A 15,488-nucleotide genomic window follows, 5' to 3' on the forward strand; every position below is an offset into this window, starting at 1 on the left:
CATGCGCCGCGCGTTTCTCCCGCCCCTGCTGGCGCTGGTCCTGACCGGGTGCTCGTTCCTCGGTCAGGACACGCCCTGCACCCAGGCCGACGGGGAGTCGGCGGTCTCGCTCGTGTGGCGGCCGTCGGACTTCGGCGGCCGGGACGCGGCGACGATCCGGCTGTGCGTGAACGACGCCTGCGAGGAGCGGACTTCGGGCGATCCCGCGGACCCGTTCATGTCGGTGTCGGTCCGGCTCGCCGACGACATCGGGGCCACCACGGTCCCGGTGCGGCTGCTCGTCGACTTCGCCGACGGCCGTCCCCCGCTCGCGCGGGACAGCACGGCGAGCCTGAAGGAGCAGCACCCCAACGGCTCCGCCTGCCCACCCACCGTCTGGACGGCGACCTACCGCGTCGACCCCGACAAGGGCCTCACCTCACCGAAGGGCCTGTCCCTCCAGTAGCGGCCATGTGCCCGTCCCTCCAGCCGGCTTGGGGGGACGGGCACCCGTCGTTCAGACCTCGACCGCGCGCCGCGGCCTCGCGACCAGCTCCCCGCCGCAGTTGGGACACACCCCGGCCATCGCCTCGGTGCACGGCACACAGAAGGTGCACTCGTAGGTACAGATACGGGCCGGCGCGTCGTACGGCAGCTCCGCCGTCGTACACCGCTCGCATCGGTCGCGCATCTCCAGGGCCATGGCCGTTCTCCTCGTCTCACGCTGTGCGTACGCCCTCATCGTCGGCGCACGGCACCCGCCCGTCAGCGCCCGCGAGGGCCAGAGATCCTCAGGATCGGGCCACCGGCCGGGCTCACCACTGCCGGCCCCTGGGCAGCAGCTCGCGGCCCGGCGCCGACAGATGCAGCACCTGGAAGACATCACCCTCCGCCTCCGGCCGCTCCCGCGCCCACAGCGAGAAGTGCACCGTCTCCCAACGGCTCGGATCGACGGCCGCCGCCGCGCACACCGCCCCGTCGCGCCCCGCGAGCCGCCCCGCCTCACACGCCGCGTCCTCCATCACCTCCGCCAGCACCGTTCCGTCCGGAACCGGCCGGGTGTGCCGTACGGCGACCAGGGCGGGCGCGTCGGCCGCGCCGCCCTCCTCGTACGCGAGGCCCGTCCACTGCCGCACCATCGGCCGGCCGAAGTCGTCGGGGATGCCCTGGAACGGGCCGCCCCACAGGAAGGAGTTCATGCCCTCGACCGTGTTCCACAGGTAGAAGGGCGCGTACTCGTTCACGGGCGACCCTGCCACGCCGCGCTCCCGCATCAGATACGCCTTGAAGCCCAACCCCTCGAAACCGTCCATGAGATGGCCGCGGGTGGCGACCCGGGTGCGGATGATGTCCATGTCGTAGTCGGCGGGCAGGGTGACGGGGTAGTGCAGTGCGTGCATGTCATCTCTCCTCAGGGGCCAGCAGGGTGAGCAGACCTCGGACTCCCGCGTCGAAGGCGGCGGTCGAACCGGAGGCGCGGGCCAGGACGTAACCGCCCTGCACGGTCGCGACGACCGTCGCGGCGATCTCCTCGGGCACCAGAGCGGGCCCGAACTGCCCCTGGTCCTTGCCCTCCTGGACGATCCCGGCGAGCCGGGCATGGAGCCAGGCGAGCGTCTCGTCGACCGGCGCCCGCAGTTCCTCGCTCGCGATCACGTCCGGGTCCATGGTCAGCCGGCCGACCGGACAGCCCCGCAGTACATCGCGCTCACGCAGCAGATAGGCCCGGACGCGCTCGTACGGCGTGCCGGGCCCGCCCAGCACCGCCTCGGCGGCCCCGCGCATCTCCTCCGCCGTGCGCCGGATGGCGGCCAGGGCGAGATCGGGCTTGCCCTTGAAGTGGTGGTACATGCTGCCCTGCCCGGCGCCGGCGCGCTCCAGGATCGCCTTGGGGCTCGTGCCCACGTACCCGCGCTCCCAGAGCAGCTCCTGGGCGGACTCGATCAGACGCTCGGAGGTGCTCATACCGCCACTGTACATACTAGTAGTTACAGATGTCAGTACTCCCCGGGAGGTATCCGCACTGCCCCCGCCCGTACGACGACCCGGACCCCCTCCCGGAGCCAGGCTCGAGACATCACTCGAAGTCCGTTCCTTGCAAGAGGGAGTTGAACCGCCATGCAGACACTCGCCCACTGGGACGGCGGCCCCGGGCCGTGGATCCTGCTCTTCCCCGTGATCTGGGCGGCCGTGGTCGTCACCGCCGTCACCCTGCTGCGCCGCACCGTGTGGCGCGGGCGCCGCGCCCCCTGGCGGCTGCCCGAGGACCGCACCCCCTCCGGCGACTCGCCCATCGCGATGCTCGGCCGCCGGTTCGCCTCCGGCGAGATCGACGAGGACGAGTACTGGCGCCGGCTGTCCGTCCTCGACGAGCAGTTCGGCCGTACGAAGGGCGGTGCGGCATGACGGTGACCACCGAGGTGCGCACCGCCGCCCGGGTCGTCGACGCCGTGAAGGTCTACGGCCGCGGCGACACCGAGGTCAGGGCCCTGGACGGGGTGAGCGTCGGCTTCCCGGCCGGCCGCTTCACCGCGATCATGGGGCCCTCCGGCTCCGGCAAGTCCACCCTGATGCACTGCGCGGCCGGCCTGGACACCCTCACCTCGGGCGCCGCCTTCGTCGGCGACACCGAACTCGGCGCCCTCGACGACCGCAGGCTGACCCTGCTGCGCCGCGACCGGGTCGGGTTCGTCTTCCAGGCGTACAACCTGGTGCCCACGCTGACCGTCGCCGAGAACATCACCCTCCCGCTGGACCTCGCGGGGCGCGGCGGTGACCCGGAGTGGATCGACACGCTGATCGACGTCGTCGGCCTGCGCGACCGGCTGCGGCACCGGCCCGCCGAACTGTCCGGCGGCCAGCAGCAACGCGTCGCCGTCGCCCGGGCGTTCGCCGGCCGCCCCGACGTGGTCTTCGCCGACGAGCCGACCGGCAACCTCGACTCCCGCAGCGGCCAGGAGGTCCTCGGCCTCCTCGGGCGTGCCGTCCGCGAGACGGACCGCACGGTCGTCATGGTCACCCACGACCCCGTGGCCGCCGCCCACGCCGACGAGGTGCTGTTCCTGGCCGACGGGCGCCTCGTCGACCGGATGCAGGACCCGACCGCCGACAAGGTCCTGGACCGCATGAAAGCCTTCGAGGTGCCCTCATGAACGCCTCCCTGCGCCTGAGCCTGTCGTCCCTGCGCGCCCACAAACGGCGCTTCGCCGGTACGTTCCTCGCCGTGCTCCTCGGCGTGGCGTTCCTGGCCGGCACACTCGTCATGGGCGACACCCTGCGGGCGAGTTTCGACTCCCTCTTCGGCAACGCGACCGCCGGCACCGACGCGGTCGTCCGCAGCGCCGACGCCATCACCACACCGGGCGAGAGCCAGGGCGTGCGCGAACCGCTGGACGCCCGCCTGACCGACCGGATCGAGGAGGTGCCCGGCGTCGCCGCCGCCGCGCCCGACATCCAGGGCGCGGGCCAGCTCGTCGGCAAGGACGGCGACCCCGTCGGAGGCCAGGGCCCGCCCACCCTCGCCGGCAACTGGATCACCGACCCCGACCTCAACCCCTACCGGCTCGCCGAGGGCCGCGCGCCCGAGAGGTCCGGCGAGGTCGTCGTCAACCGCGGCGCCGCCGACAAGGGCGGCCTGCACATCGGCGACACCACGACACTGCGTACGCCCGACCCCGTACGGGTCACCGTCGTGGGCCTCGCGACCTTCGGCGGCGAGGACGGCATGGCCCAGGTGACCTTCACCGGCATGACCCGCTCCGACGCGGAGAAGTACCTCACCGCCCGACCGGGCGAGGCGGCGTCGATCCTGGTGCGCGCCGAGCCCGGAGTGGGCCAGGAGGAACTGGTCGACCGGCTGACCCCGGCCCTGCCGAAGGGCGTCGAGGCCATCACCGGCCAGGACGCGGCCGCGGAGAACACCGACATGATCTCCAGCCAGTTCCTGACCCTGTTCACCACCTTCCTGCTGGTGTTCTCCGGCATCGCGCTGCTGGTCGCGACCTTCTCGATCCACAACACCTTCGCCATCGTCGTGGCCCAGCGCACCCGCGAGAACGCCCTGCTGCGCGCCCTCGGCGCCTCCCGCCGTCAGGTCACCGCCACCACTCTCGCCGAGGCGACCGTCGTCGCGGTGACCGCGTCGGCGGCCGGCCTCGCGGGCGGCATCGGCATCGCGGCCGGACTCCAGGCACTCTTCCCGGCGATCGGCTTCCCCTTCCCGGACGGCGACCTCGTCGTCACGACCCTGTCGATGGGGCTGCCCCTCGCGGTCGGTGTCGTGGTCTGCCTGCTCTCCGCCCTGCTGCCCGCCGTACGCGCCGGACGCACCGCGCCCCTGGCAGCCCTGCGGGAGACGGCCGTCGACACCTCGGGCGCCTCACGCGCGCGTGCCGTCCTCGGCGCCGCGGTGCTCGCCCTCGCACTGGCCGTGACCCTCACCGGCGTACTGCTCTCTCCGTCCCTGTGGCTCGCGGGCACCGGCGCGGTCCTCGCCCTGGCAGCGTTCGTGATCCTCGGCCCGGTCGCCGCCGGTTCGGCCGTACGGGTCCTCGGCGGGCCCCTCGACCGGCTGCGCGGCATCACCGGCTCACTCGCCCGGCGCAACGCCCTGCGCAGCCCCAGGCGGACCGCCGCCACCGCGAGCGCGCTGATGGTCGGCGTGGCCGTGGTGTCGCTGTTCACGGTGTTCGGGGCCTCGCTGAAGGCGACCATGGACCAGACGGTGTCCCGCTCCTTCGCGGGCGACGTCGCCGTCAGCACCCCGTCCTTCGGCGCGGGCGGCAGCGGGCTGAGCCCGAGGCTCGCCGGAGCCGTCGCCGCCCTGCCCCAGGTGGACACGGCCGTCGGACTCGGCCGAGGCGTCGCTCTGGTCGAGGGGGAGGGGCGGGCCCTGACCGTCACCGACCCGGTGGCCCTGGAACGCACCTTCGACCTCGGCCAGGTCCGGGGCTCCCTCGGCGACCTCGGCACGGACGGCATCGCCGTCACCGAGAAGGAGGCTTCGCGACAGCACCTCGGGGTGGGCGACCCCGCCCGGCTGACCTTCACCGACGGCGAGCGGCGGACCTTCACCGTCCGCGCGCTGTACGAGCAGTCCGAACTCGCCGGCGACTACATCGTCACCCGCGCCGCGTGGGCCCCGCACCGCACCCAGGACGCCGACTCGCTGGTCGCCGTCTCCTTCGAGGACGGGGTGGACACGGCCACGGGCAAGGCGGCGGTGGAACAGGTCGCCGAGCACTACGGCAATCCCGAGGTGCAGACCCGTGACGAGTACGCCGAGTCCTCCGCCGGCGGCATCGACATGATGCTCACCCTCGTCTACGCGCTGCTCGCCCTGGCCGTCCTGATCGCGCTGCTCGGCATCGCCAACACCCTCACCCTGGCCGTCCACGAGCGCACCCGCGAACTGGGCCTGCTGCGTGCCGTCGGCCAGACGCGGTCCCAGCTGCGGGCCATGGTCCGCTGGGAGTCCGTCCTGGTCGCCGCCTTCGGCACAGCCGGCGGCCTGGGCCTCGGCGCCTTCCTCGGCTGGGTCCTGGTCAAGTCCTCCGACGCCTCCAGCGACAGCGCGTTCGCCTTCGCGCTGCCGCCGGTGCAACTCACCGTGGTCGCACTGGTGGGCCTGGCGGCGGGCGCCCTGGCGGGCTGGAGGCCGGCGAGGAGGGCGGCACGGCTGGACGTACTGAGGGCGGTGGCCATGGAGTGACCTGCCTTCGGGGGCAGGGTGGCAGTGCTTTGTACGAGGCTCGGAGCAGTGCCCCAAGGGGCGCGGGGCTGTATCGACATGCGGCTCCGCCGCGTGGGCGCGACAAGCCACGACGGACACGCAGCCGAAGGACGACCTCGCCGCTCCTGCCGGCGAAGCGTTCCTCACCGCCCGGTCAGCCGACAACGGCCGACCGGGCGGGAGCGTGTTCGACCAACGGCGCGTCGGCCGCGACAGCGACAGGCTCGACGGCGACGGCGTCCACCTCAGGCAACCTGCGCACCGACTTCTGAGGATGTGCGGGCTTGCCCTGCTTCCCCGCGACAGCAGTCGGCAGGCTGAACCACACCACCTTGCCGTCCTCACCGTCCGGCCGCGCGCCCCAGCTCTCGCTGACCGCCGCCACCATGGCGAGCCCACGCCCGCAGGTCGCGAGCGGATCGGCGTCTTCCACGACGGGAAGCCGTGGGTCGTGGTCGCGCACCGACACCGTCAGCCGGTCGAGCAGCAGCTCGATTCGCACGGTGCACGTCTTGTCGGGCTGGGCATGGCGGTGGACGTTCGACAACAGCTCGGTCACACCGAGCGTCGCCCGGTCTATCAAGGGATCAAGATGCCAGTAGCGCAACTGCGCAGAAAGGATTCTGCGGACCTGGCCGATCCGCGACGGCAGGGCTTGGAGCTCCACCGTGCAGTGTCTGCTTGGGTGACTGATCACGGCTGCGACTCCCCGACGTTGAGGTCCGGAAGAACACGGAGGACGGATCCAGCAGGGGTCCGAGTCGAGACGACCGCCTGCTGTCGTGCCCGGCGGGCTGGTTCGCAGCGTTGTCGCCGGTAAACCCAGAGTGACGTGAGACCAGAGTGGCGCAAGGGGTGGAGAGCCGCAACTCGCCGTGCCGCAACGGTCACACCGCGCAGCTCTTCCGGAGGCCCGGGGGCCGCTGCGCGAGGCCTCGGTGGAGGCTCGCCGGTCACCCGGCGTGGCTTCCGCGGAGGCTCGGCGGTCGCGCCGCGTGGCTTCCGCGCAGGCTCGGCACTCACTCGCCGCAGCACCCGCCGCGGCTTCGGCGGAGGCCTCAGCGGTCGCGCCCCGTGGCCCGGCGCACGGCCTCGACGAACCGGCGCGCCGCGGGTGGCCCCGACTCGCCGGGAGCGGGGTCGTGGTCGCCCAGCGTCAGCGTGTACCGCTTGCCGCCGAGGTCGGCGACGGCCCGGTCCTCGGACCCGAACCACGGCTTCGACGCCCGCACCGTCTTCAGCGGCGCGCTGTCGATCTCGCTGCCGTAACTGGTGAGCAGCTCCAGCCTGCCGTCGTTGATCCGGACCTGCCCGGCGCGGGTGAGCGACCGCAGCCCCTTCCCGATCCGCACGCCCGTCGCCGTGAACTCCGGCTCCGCCATGGCGCCCTGCCCCCTTGTCGCATGTGCCGTATGCGGCCGTACGCCCGAACGGGTCGCCGGCCGCGTGTCGTGAACCCCTGTCGACACCGACGGGACACCCTTCGGGTACCCCGCGCGTGCAGTCTGCCTCCACCCGGCGCCCCGCACCAGTGCGCGCGTGGGGCTCGCGCCGGGCGCGGAAGCACTCGGCCGAATGCGCCCCGGTCCGGCAGGCCGGCCGCGGCGGGCTTGCCGAGGGGCTCGCGCCGGAGCGTCGCAGGGGCGTGCGCCGGTGCCTCGTACGCCCGTGAGCCGGTGCTTCGTACACCCGTGCCCCAGGGCGTCTTTGGGCGGCTCAAAGATGCGTTTATGCAGGTGGGAAGCGTTCGGAGAGATGCTTATGATCGAAGGGACGGCACCGCGCGGACGCGGGTGCCGCGCAGCGTGAGGAGCGACGCCGTGAGCACCATCCAGCAGATCCCGACCGGCGCGACCCTCGATGTCGACCGCACCGACGCGCGCTACCGCGACTGGCTGAAAGAAGCCGTCCGCAAGGTCCAGGCCGACGCCAACCGGTCGGCCGACACGCACCTGCTGCGCTTCCCGCTGCCGGAGAAGTGGGGCATCGACCTCTACCTCAAGGACGAGTCCACCCACCCCACCGGCAGCCTCAAGCACCGGCTCGCCCGCTCGCTGTTCCTCTACGGGCTGTGCAACGGCTGGATCCGCCCCGACCGCCCGGTCATCGAGGCCTCCAGCGGTTCGACGGCCGTGTCCGAGGCGTACTTCGCGAAGCTGATCGGCGTGCCCTTCATCGCCGTCATGCCGCGCACGACCAGCGCCGAGAAGATCCGCCTGATCGAGTTCCACGGCGGCCGGTGCCACTTCGTGGACGACCCGCGCACCATGTACGAGGCCTCCGCACGCCTCGCGGCCGAGACCGGCGGCCACTACATGGACCAGTTCACCTACGCCGAACGGGCCACGGACTGGCGCGGCAACAACAACATCGCCGAGTCCATCTTCCGCCAGCTGGAGCTGGAGCGGTTCCCCGAGCCCGCCTGGATCGTCGCCACGGCCGGCACCGGCGGCACCTCCGCGACCATCGCGCGCTACGTCCACTACATGCAGCACGACACCCGCATCTGTGTCGCCGACCCCGAGAACTCCTGCTTCTTCGAGGGCTGGACCGCGGGCGATCCGGACGTCACCTGCGACTGCGGCTCGCGCATCGAGGGCATCGGCCGGCCGCGCATGGAGCCGAGCTTCGTGCCCGGCGCGATCGACCGCATGATGAAGGTCCCCGACGCGGCGAGCGTCGCCGCCGTACGCGCCCTGGAGCGGGCCATCGGCCGCAAGGCGGGCGGCTCGACCGGAACCGGGCTGTGGAGCGCGCTGAAGATCATCGCCGAGATGGTCGCCGCGGGGCGGACGGGCAGTGTCGTCACCCTGCTGTGCGACCCGGGCGACCGCTACCTCGACAAGTACTACTCCGACGACTGGCTCGCCGCCCAGGGCCTCGACATCGCCCCGTACGCCGCGGCCATCGACACCCTGCTCGACACGGGCGTCTGGCCGCACTGAGCGAGGTTCAGCGGGCCAGCCGCCGGTCCAGCGCCGTCATCGCGCCCCGGAAGGAACGGTCGAGGCCGGGGCGGGCCAGCCGCAGCGCCAGCAGGAAGGGCGCCGTGCCGTCGGCGGCGAAGGTCCAGCACACGCGCGTGCCCGCCCCGGCGGGTGCCAGCCGCCACTCCTCGACCAGGGCGTGCGCCCCCGGCGCGTTGGTGACATCCACGCGATAGACGTACAGGTCGGGCTCCTTCGCGACGAGGACCGTCTCCTCGAACCGCGTACCGCCCCGCAGCCGGACCTCCCGCCCGGCGCCCTCCCGCAGCGACCGGGCGAGTGTCACCGCACCGAACCACTCGCTCCAGCCGGGCACATCCTCGGCGAGCGCGCGGTAGACCTGCTCGGGCGCGGCGGCGATGTTGCACGCGAACACATGACGTACGGGCGCGTCCCGCACGAAACCGGCCTCGACCGGACGCAGACGGCGAGCCATACGAACCCCCAGGGCGGTGCACGACGGCAGGACGGCCGCCCACCCTACCTGACCGATCGTCAGGCGTCTGCCCCGCCCGGCTCGTTCAGCACCTCGTCCTCGCCCGCCACCACCAGGCGCCGCAGATGCTCCGACACCTGCGCGCGTGCCTCGGCCGGCAGGCCCGCGTCGGTCACCAGCGTGTCGACCTGGTCCAGCGTGGCGAACGAACTCAGGCCCACCGTCCCCCACTTGGTGTGGTCGGCGACCACCACCACCCGGCGCGCCGCCTGCACGAGCCGCCGGTTGGTCTCCGCCTCCGCGAGGTTCGGCGTCGACAGACCGGCCTGCGGCGATATCCCGTGCACACCGAGGAACAGCAGGTCGAAGTGGAGCGTGGAAATGGCCTGATCGGCCACCGGGCCCACCAGCGAGTCCGACGGAGTGCGCACCCCGCCGGTCAGCACCACCGTCGCCGCGCCCTGCCGGGGACCCGTCGACCGCTGCGCCGCGTGGAACACGTCCGCCACCCGCACCGAGTTGGTGACGACCGTCAGATCGGGCACGTCCACCAACTGCTGCGCCAGCGCGTACGTCGTCGTACCGCCCGACAGCGCGATCGCGCTGCCCGGCGGGACCAGGCGGGCGGCGGCCCGCGCGATGTCCTCCTTGGCCGTCGGCTCCAGACCGGACTTGGCCTCGAAACCCGGCTCGTGCGTGCTCGCCTCCACGACCGGGACCGCGCCGCCGTGCACCTTCTCCAGCACACCCTGACGCGCCAGCGCGTCCAGATCACGGCGTACGGTCATGTCCGACACGCCGAGCTTGCGGGTCAGCTCGTTGACCCGGACCCCGCCGCGGCGCCGGACCTCGTCAAGGATCAGGGCGCGCCGCTGCTCCGCGAGGAGGTTCTGATTCTCGCTCACGTACGCTCCGGTCCTTTCGTCCACTGCCGTCCGACCCGTCCTCACACCTGCTCCGACAAGGACGTTTCCCTGTCGTCGCGCGCGCGGGCGTCCCATCCTCGCACGACCCGGCACCGGTCGCGCCACCGGCCGTGCGGTCGCGCACATGCCACTCACGACCCCTGTTCCTCGCACGGATCGGGGAGATTCGGTGACGAGGGGTGTACGCAGAAGGCCCTGTCGAGATCCTGATGCGTGCACGAACAGTTGCCGACGCAGCGTCACGGGGGAAGTGGCACAGTGGAACGCACTCAGGAAAAGACCCTCACGGAGGACCCGGCGACCGCCCTGGAGCTCCTGGTCCACGGCGTCGGCGGCACCACGCCGGAGCAGATGCTCGACGATCCGCGCACCGTACGGATCACCGGGGACGACACCGCGGCCGTCTTCCGGCGCGCCGCCGACACCGCCCCCGAGGCCGACGCCGACGCCACGAGGCGCCGTCCGGTCCCCGAGGCGTACGTCTGGTGCAACCTCACCTCCGGCAACGGCACCCGCGCCCTGTGGCTGCTGTTACTGCCGTTCATGGTGGTCAACCTGGCGCACTGGATGCGGCCGGGCGCCCACGGCCGGGTCCGCACCGTGCGCCTGTACGGACTCCTGGTGCGGCTCGCCGGCCTCACCCTGACCGTGCTGCTCGTGGCCGGTGCCTGCGAGGTGGCGCTGGATCTGGCGGCCTGGCAGTGCGCGGGCACACGCGCGTGCGCCGAGCGGCACAGCTGGCTGGGCTTCCTGTCGCCGGCCGGCTCCGACGGCGGCTGGTGGAGCCGCCCCGGCCGCAGGCTCGCGCTCGCCGCGCTGCTGCCCGCCGCCCTCACCGGCCTGCTGTGGTACCTGTCCCACCGCACCTGGAACGCGTACGAGTCCCAGCGGCCCCTGGCCTTCGACGGCGGACGCGGCGAGGACAGCGGCGGCACGGTGCTCGGCGGAGGCGGCGAGGACAGCGGCAGCACGGCACTGGGTGGACGCGGCGAGGACAGCGGCAGCACGGCGCTCGGCCGGCCCGGCTTCTGGTACGGCCGCCGCCTGGTGGCGCGCCTGCGCGCCGCGCACACCGCGGCCGGGCTGCTGACGGTCGCCGCCGTGCTCACCGCGGCGGCCTCCGGACACGACCGCGAGCCCGGCGGCCCGGCCGCCCTCGACCTGCTGGGCCGGCTGCTCGGCGCGGGCCTGCTCGCCGGGGCGCTCGCCGTGGTGTGGGTGGTGTGCCGGCGGGGCCGCAGCGAGCGGCGCCTGGATCGCGAGCTCGATGCCCGCCTCGCCAGGCTCCTGCCGCTCGGCGCCCTCGCCGCTCTCGTGCTCGCCCTGGTCTACGCCGGCTGGGAGCGGCCCGGCTGGCAGTCGGCCGGCCGGCTGCCCGGCGACGCGGCCTTCGGCGGCATCGCCCTCGCCCAGGGCCTGTTGGTGATCGCCCTCGCGGTCGTCGCGCGCGTGCTGCACCGGGCCCTGCCCGACCCACGCGCCGCGCTGCACGGGCTCGGCGGGCCCGTCGTCGCCCTGCTGGGCTGCGCGCTCGGCGGAGTGATGGCCGGCGGTGTCTCGCAGCGGGTCGCGGACTGGCTGGACGGCACCGGCGCCTCCATCCCGGGGCCGCCGGTGCTGCTGACCTGGCAGGCCTCCGTCATCCCGCCCCTGCTGCTGGTCCTCCTCGCCGTCTGCGCCCTGCTCGGGTGGCGCACCGTGCGGCTGGCCCGCGCCGAGCGGGCGGCGGTCGAGCGCGACTACCCCGACGAGATGCGCGAGCCCGCGCGCACCCGCCGTATCGCCCGGGTCCGTGCCCTGGCCACGCTCACCGACAGCGCGCCGCTGATCGTCGCCGTCACCGCCGTCACCACACTGCTGCTCGGTGCCGGGGCCCTCGTCGGAGCCTGGCTCAGCGACCGCACGCCCGGCCGGGCCGCCGAGCACGCCCACCCCTTCGTCCAGGGCGCCGCCGAGACCGCGCAGGCGCTGGGCTCCTGGCTGATCGGCCTCGGCTTCATACTGTTCGTCACCTGGGGCCGACGCGCCTACAAGGACGCCTCCGCGCGGCGCACCATCGGCATCCTCTGGGACGTCGGCACCTTCTGGCCGCGCGCCGCCCACCCCTTCGCCCCGCCCTGCTACGCCGAGCGCGCGGTCCCCGACCTGACCTGGCGCATGACCAGCTGGACCCGCGCCACCGGCGGGCGCCTCGTCATCTCCGGGCACTCCCAGGGCAGCGTCCTCGCGGCCGCCGCCGTCTGGCAGCTGAGCCCGGCCGACCGCGGCCGCGTCGCCCTGCTGACCTACGGCTCCCCGCTGGAGCGCCTCTACGGCCGCTGGTTCCCGGCCCACTTCGGGCCCGCCGCGCTCGGCGCGCTGCACCAGGAGCTGGACTGCTGGCGCAACCTGTACCGGCGCACCGACCCGATCGGCGGGCCCGTCCGCCTGCCGGGCGACTGCGGCCCCGAGGTGGACCGCCCCGCGCTGAAGGACCCCCTCGCTCACGGTCGTACCGACCGGCATCCGCTGCCCGCGCCCGTCCTCGGCCACTCCGACTACCAGGCCGACCCGGCCTTCGCCGAGGAACGCGAGCGGCTGCTGGCCGACCTCGGGCCCGGCGGCGGTGTGCCGACCCCGCGCCACACGCGTGCGCGGCGGGAGGCGCAGGGCATCTGAGGCAGCTCTGCTGCCGCCTCGCAGGAGGCTCAGGGCAGCTGAGGCAGGTCCTCCTCGAAAAGCAGCGTCAGATCGTCCGTGCTCGGCTCCACCACCTGCGCGACCCGGCCCGCGTGACGCTCCACCATCGCCTCGAACGTCTGCCGCGCGGTGCGGCCGTTGCCGAACGCGGGCCCCTTCGGCAGGTCGGTGAAGTACTTCAGCAGCGCCTCCGGAGTGCCCGGCGCCAGCCGGTACTCGTGCTCCTCGGCCTGCTGCTCCACGATCCGCAGCAGTTCCTCGGGCCCGTAGTCGCCGAAGGTGATGGTCCGCGAGAAACGGGACGCCACACCGGGGTTGACGGACAGGAAGCGCTCCATCTCGGCGGTGTAGCCGGCGACGATCACCACGACCGCGTCGCGGTGGTCCTCCATCAGCTTCACCAGCGTGTCGATGGCCTCCTTGCCGAAGTCACGGCCCGCGTCCTCCGGCGACAGAGCGTACGCCTCGTCGATGAACAGCACACCGCCACGCGCCCGTTCGAACGCCTCCTGGGTGCGGATCGCCGTCGAGCCGATGTGCTCGCCGACCAGATCCACCCGGGACACCTCGACCAGATGGCCCTTCTCCAGCACACCGAGGGAGGCGAGGATCTCGCCGTAGAGGCGGGCGACGGTCGTCTTGCCCGTGCCGGGGGAGCCGGTGAAGACCAGGTGCCGCTTTACGGACGCCGCCTTGAGGCCCGCCCGCTGGCGGCGCCGGCCCACCTCGATCATGTCGGTGAGGGCCCGGACCTCCTGCTTGACGCTCTCCAGGCCCACCAGCGCGTCCAGTTCACCCAGCACTGCCTTGGAGGTGCGGGCCGGCTCCTCCACCGGGGCGGGCTCGGGGGTCGCGGGACGCTGGTCGGGAACTGCACCGAGCAGCCCGGTGGTCTGCGTGACCGTCGCGACGGCCGGTTCCGACGCGGCGGCCTGGCGTCGGACGCCCGCGCTCTCGTCGCTGGTGCAGTCCTCGACGACCGGCCCGGAGCCCGACCCGGTGTCCGGGCCGCCGTCCGCGAACTCGTAACCGCCGCGCGCGCACCGCTCCGTCCGGCACTTCCTCAGCGTCGTACGGCAGCCGTCGATCACATGGAAGCCGTAGCCGGCACTGCCGGTCACCCGGCAGCCCAGGAAGCTGCCCCGGCCACCGGCCGACACATAGAACCCGGCCTCGGTGGGGGAGTCGACCGTGCAGCGCTCCACGGTCGGGTCGGCGCCCTTGGTGACGATCACGCCGGTCTGGGTGCCGTCCAGCGTGCAGTTGCTGAGCGTGCCGCCGCTGCCGTGGTCGCGGAACCACGCGCCCGTCGCCGCGTCCCGGATCCGGCAGTCGTCGAGCTGCGCCGTCGCCCCGTCGCTCACGGACACGGCCGTGTTGCGCACCTGCGACAGGTCGGTGTCCACCACGTCGGCGCGCGAGCCGCGGTCCAGCACGAACAGCGCGTCCGGTACGTCGTGCACCCGGCAGGAGTCCAGCACCGCGGTCGCGCCGTCGCTCACCCACACCGCCGGGTAGTCGCCTGTGCTGTCGAAGATCTCGCACTGATGGGCGTCCACCCGGGTGCCCGGGTCCCACACCGACAGGCCGTTGCGCCCGAACTGCCGCACGCTGGTGCGGGTCAGGGTGAGGACCGAGCGGGAGCGCAGGTCGACCGCGTTCTCCGGGATGTCGTGGATCCGGCAGTCGGCGAGGGTCAGCACGGCGTCCGTGTCCAGGGTGACCCCGTCGGCGGTGGTGCGGTGCACATCGCAGTTGACGAGGTGCCCGGTGGCGTGCGCCGTGACCTGCACGCCGCTGCCCCGTACCTCGTAGATCTCGCAGCCCACCGCCTCCAGCGAGGAGTTCTCGCCGGTCACCGAGAGGCCCGTGCCCGCCGCGTGGTGCACCCGGCAGCGCTCCAGCCGCGGATGGCCGCCGCCGCGCACGGCGACGCCCGCCTGCCCGGCCGCCAGCACCTCGCACTCCTCGAACACCCCGCCCCCGCCGTCGACCACCGCGATGCCGATACCGGCCGGATTGTCGACGGTGCAGCGCCGCACGGTGGGCCGCGCCGTGCCGCGCACCTCGATCCCCGCCGCGGACCGCGTCACGATCCGCAGATCGGAGATCTCCGGCGTGCCGTCCTCCACCAGCAGCGCGGGCGCCGCCGCGTCCTGCCCCTCCACATGCAGGTCCTGCACGACCGCGGACGCGCGCACCGTCAGCGGCACGCCCTCCGTCGGCGCGATACGCACCGAGCCGGGGGAGCCCTCCGGGCCGCGCAGGGTCACCGCCCGCTGGACGACGAGGTTCTCCCGGTAGGTACCGGGGGCGATGGTGAGCACGTCACCCTCGGCCGCGGCCTCCAGGGCGGCGGCGAGCGATGCGTACTCACCTGTGCGGCGCCGCCACCGCGAAGTGCCGGTGTGCGTCACCTGGACCGTGCCCTGTGCCATGGCGTTGCTGTGCCCCCACCTCGTCGTACTGATCGCTCGCTCGCGCGCATTGATGCCGAAGGGGTTCGGCCGGTCCACCGTAGCGTGCGGGAGGGCAGTGGGTTGACCGGAGCGGGAAGGCGACCTACGGCCGCCAACTGTCGGGCTCCGCCCGGGGGGAGGGGGTGCGGTGTGCTGGGTCGGTGTGCTGCGGGGGGGGGGCGGGGTTGGGTTGCGGGTGTGCGGCGTGCGGGTGTGCTGTGTGGCTGTGTGTCGCCTGCCGCGTGCGGATTGGGCGCGGGAGGCCGTTGCGCGCCGCGTGCCGTTGCTTGC

General features: G+C 73.4%; 14 protein-coding genes. 6 read left to right on the forward strand and 8 right to left on the reverse strand.

The features are described 5' to 3' along the window. Position 1: 1 nt before the first annotated feature. Positions 2 to 445 (forward strand): hypothetical protein, encoded by a 444-nt coding sequence (locus RKD23_RS33400; RefSeq protein ID WP_424857088.1) that lies wholly within the window; start codon positions 2 to 4, stop codon positions 443 to 445. 51 nt (positions 446 to 496) lie between these two features. Here RKD23_RS33400 and RKD23_RS33405 read toward each other — a convergent pair whose 3' ends face one another. The 3 genes from RKD23_RS33405 to RKD23_RS33415 form a co-directional block, all read right to left on the reverse strand. Continuing rightward, entirely contained in the window at positions 497 to 682 is a 186-nt protein-coding gene (locus RKD23_RS33405) for a DUF1272 domain-containing protein (protein ID WP_404039205.1), read from the reverse strand. A 112-nt stretch (positions 683 to 794) separates the two neighbouring features. Continuing rightward, complete coding sequence (locus tag RKD23_RS33410) at positions 795 to 1,379, reverse strand: DUF4865 family protein (RefSeq protein WP_424857089.1); 585 nt, start codon at positions 1,377 to 1,379, stop codon at positions 795 to 797. A 1-nt stretch (position 1,380) separates the two neighbouring features. Then, positions 1,381 to 1,959, reverse strand: a complete 579-nt coding sequence (locus RKD23_RS33415; RefSeq protein WP_424857090.1) for a TetR/AcrR family transcriptional regulator — start codon at positions 1,957 to 1,959, stop codon at positions 1,381 to 1,383. A gap of 138 nt (positions 1,960 to 2,097) precedes the next feature. Here RKD23_RS33415 and RKD23_RS33420 point away from each other — a divergent pair, with 138 nt between their 5' ends. The 3 genes from RKD23_RS33420 to RKD23_RS33430 are packed head-to-tail and all read left to right on the forward strand — an operon-like array spanning position 2,098 to position 5,689. Then, on the forward strand, positions 2,098 to 2,385 hold the full coding sequence (locus tag RKD23_RS33420; protein WP_424857091.1) for an SHOCT domain-containing protein: 288 nt from the start codon (positions 2,098 to 2,100) through the stop codon (positions 2,383 to 2,385). After that, positions 2,382 to 3,131 carry an ABC transporter ATP-binding protein gene (locus RKD23_RS33425; RefSeq protein WP_424857092.1) on the forward strand — a complete coding sequence of 250 codons (750 nt, stop codon included), beginning with the start codon at positions 2,382 to 2,384 and terminating at the stop codon, positions 3,129 to 3,131. Before RKD23_RS33420 ends, RKD23_RS33425 begins: the two co-directional genes overlap by 4 nt. After that, positions 3,128 to 5,689, forward strand: a complete 2,562-nt coding sequence (locus RKD23_RS33430; RefSeq protein ID WP_424857093.1) for an ABC transporter permease — start codon at positions 3,128 to 3,130, stop codon at positions 5,687 to 5,689. Before RKD23_RS33425 ends, RKD23_RS33430 begins: the two co-directional genes overlap by 4 nt. 175 nt (positions 5,690 to 5,864) lie before the next feature. Here the strand turns inward: RKD23_RS33430 and RKD23_RS33435 are convergent, their stop codons facing one another. Both RKD23_RS33435 and RKD23_RS33440 read right to left on the reverse strand, forming a co-directional pair. Then, entirely contained in the window at positions 5,865 to 6,407 is a 543-nt protein-coding gene (locus RKD23_RS33435) for an ATP-binding protein (protein WP_424857094.1), read from the reverse strand. Positions 6,408 to 6,768: 361 nt separating this feature from the next. Beyond that, a complete protein-coding gene (locus RKD23_RS33440; RefSeq protein ID WP_404039189.1) occupies positions 6,769 to 7,092 on the reverse strand; it encodes a hypothetical protein in 324 nt (107 codons plus the stop codon). 438 nt (positions 7,093 to 7,530) lie between these two features. On the opposite strand from RKD23_RS33440, the gene RKD23_RS33445 reads away from it, so the two are divergent. After that, positions 7,531 to 8,655: a PLP-dependent cysteine synthase family protein gene (locus RKD23_RS33445; RefSeq protein WP_424857095.1), complete on the forward strand. Its 1,125-nt coding sequence runs from the start codon at positions 7,531 to 7,533 to the stop codon at positions 8,653 to 8,655. A gap of 7 nt (positions 8,656 to 8,662) precedes the next feature. Here RKD23_RS33445 and RKD23_RS33450 read toward each other — a convergent pair whose 3' ends face one another. Together RKD23_RS33450 and RKD23_RS33455 are read right to left on the reverse strand one after the other, a co-directional pair. Next, complete coding sequence (locus tag RKD23_RS33450; protein WP_424857096.1) at positions 8,663 to 9,133, reverse strand: SRPBCC family protein; 471 nt, start codon at positions 9,131 to 9,133, stop codon at positions 8,663 to 8,665. A gap of 59 nt (positions 9,134 to 9,192) precedes the next feature. Further along, complete coding sequence (locus RKD23_RS33455) at positions 9,193 to 10,038, reverse strand: DeoR/GlpR family DNA-binding transcription regulator (RefSeq protein ID WP_424857097.1); 846 nt, start codon at positions 10,036 to 10,038, stop codon at positions 9,193 to 9,195. 279 nt (positions 10,039 to 10,317) lie between these two features. Between RKD23_RS33455 and RKD23_RS33460 the strand changes: the two genes are divergently transcribed. Then, a complete protein-coding gene (locus tag RKD23_RS33460; protein ID WP_424857098.1) occupies positions 10,318 to 12,717 on the forward strand; it encodes a hypothetical protein in 2,400 nt (799 codons plus the stop codon). A gap of 29 nt (positions 12,718 to 12,746) precedes the next feature. Here RKD23_RS33460 and RKD23_RS33465 read toward each other — a convergent pair whose 3' ends face one another. After that, positions 12,747 to 15,176: a right-handed parallel beta-helix repeat-containing protein gene (locus tag RKD23_RS33465; RefSeq protein ID WP_424857099.1), complete on the reverse strand. Its 2,430-nt coding sequence runs from the start codon at positions 15,174 to 15,176 to the stop codon at positions 12,747 to 12,749. Positions 15,177 to 15,488: the final 312 nt, after the last annotated feature.

The organism is Streptomyces sp. SAI-170 (genome assembly GCF_049739565.1).
Lineage (GTDB): Bacteria > Actinomycetota > Actinomycetes > Streptomycetales > Streptomycetaceae > Streptomyces.

Bases quoted from the DNA above. Each gene is read 5' to 3' on its own strand.
- RKD23_RS33400 (WP_424857088.1), top strand. From the start codon at position 2: ATGCGCCGCGCGTTTCTCCCGCCCCTGCTGGCGCTGGTCCTGACCGGG.
- RKD23_RS33405 (WP_404039205.1), bottom strand. From the start codon at position 682: ATGGCCCTGGAGATGCGCGACCGATGCGAGCGGTGTACGACGGCGGAG.
- RKD23_RS33410 (WP_424857089.1), bottom strand. From the start codon at position 1,379: ATGCACGCACTGCACTACCCCGTCACCCTGCCCGCCGACTACGACATG.
- RKD23_RS33415 (WP_424857090.1), bottom strand. From the start codon at position 1,959: ATGTACAGTGGCGGTATGAGCACCTCCGAGCGTCTGATCGAGTCCGCC.
- RKD23_RS33420 (WP_424857091.1), top strand. From the start codon at position 2,098: ATGCAGACACTCGCCCACTGGGACGGCGGCCCCGGGCCGTGGATCCTG.
- RKD23_RS33425 (WP_424857092.1), top strand. From the start codon at position 2,382: ATGACGGTGACCACCGAGGTGCGCACCGCCGCCCGGGTCGTCGACGCC.
- RKD23_RS33430 (WP_424857093.1), top strand. From the start codon at position 3,128: ATGAACGCCTCCCTGCGCCTGAGCCTGTCGTCCCTGCGCGCCCACAAA.
- RKD23_RS33440 (WP_404039189.1), bottom strand. From the start codon at position 7,092: ATGGCGGAGCCGGAGTTCACGGCGACGGGCGTGCGGATCGGGAAGGGG.
- RKD23_RS33450 (WP_424857096.1), bottom strand. From the start codon at position 9,133: ATGGCTCGCCGTCTGCGTCCGGTCGAGGCCGGTTTCGTGCGGGACGCG.
- RKD23_RS33465 (WP_424857099.1), bottom strand. From the start codon at position 15,176: ATGGCACAGGGCACGGTCCAGGTGACGCACACCGGCACTTCGCGGTGG.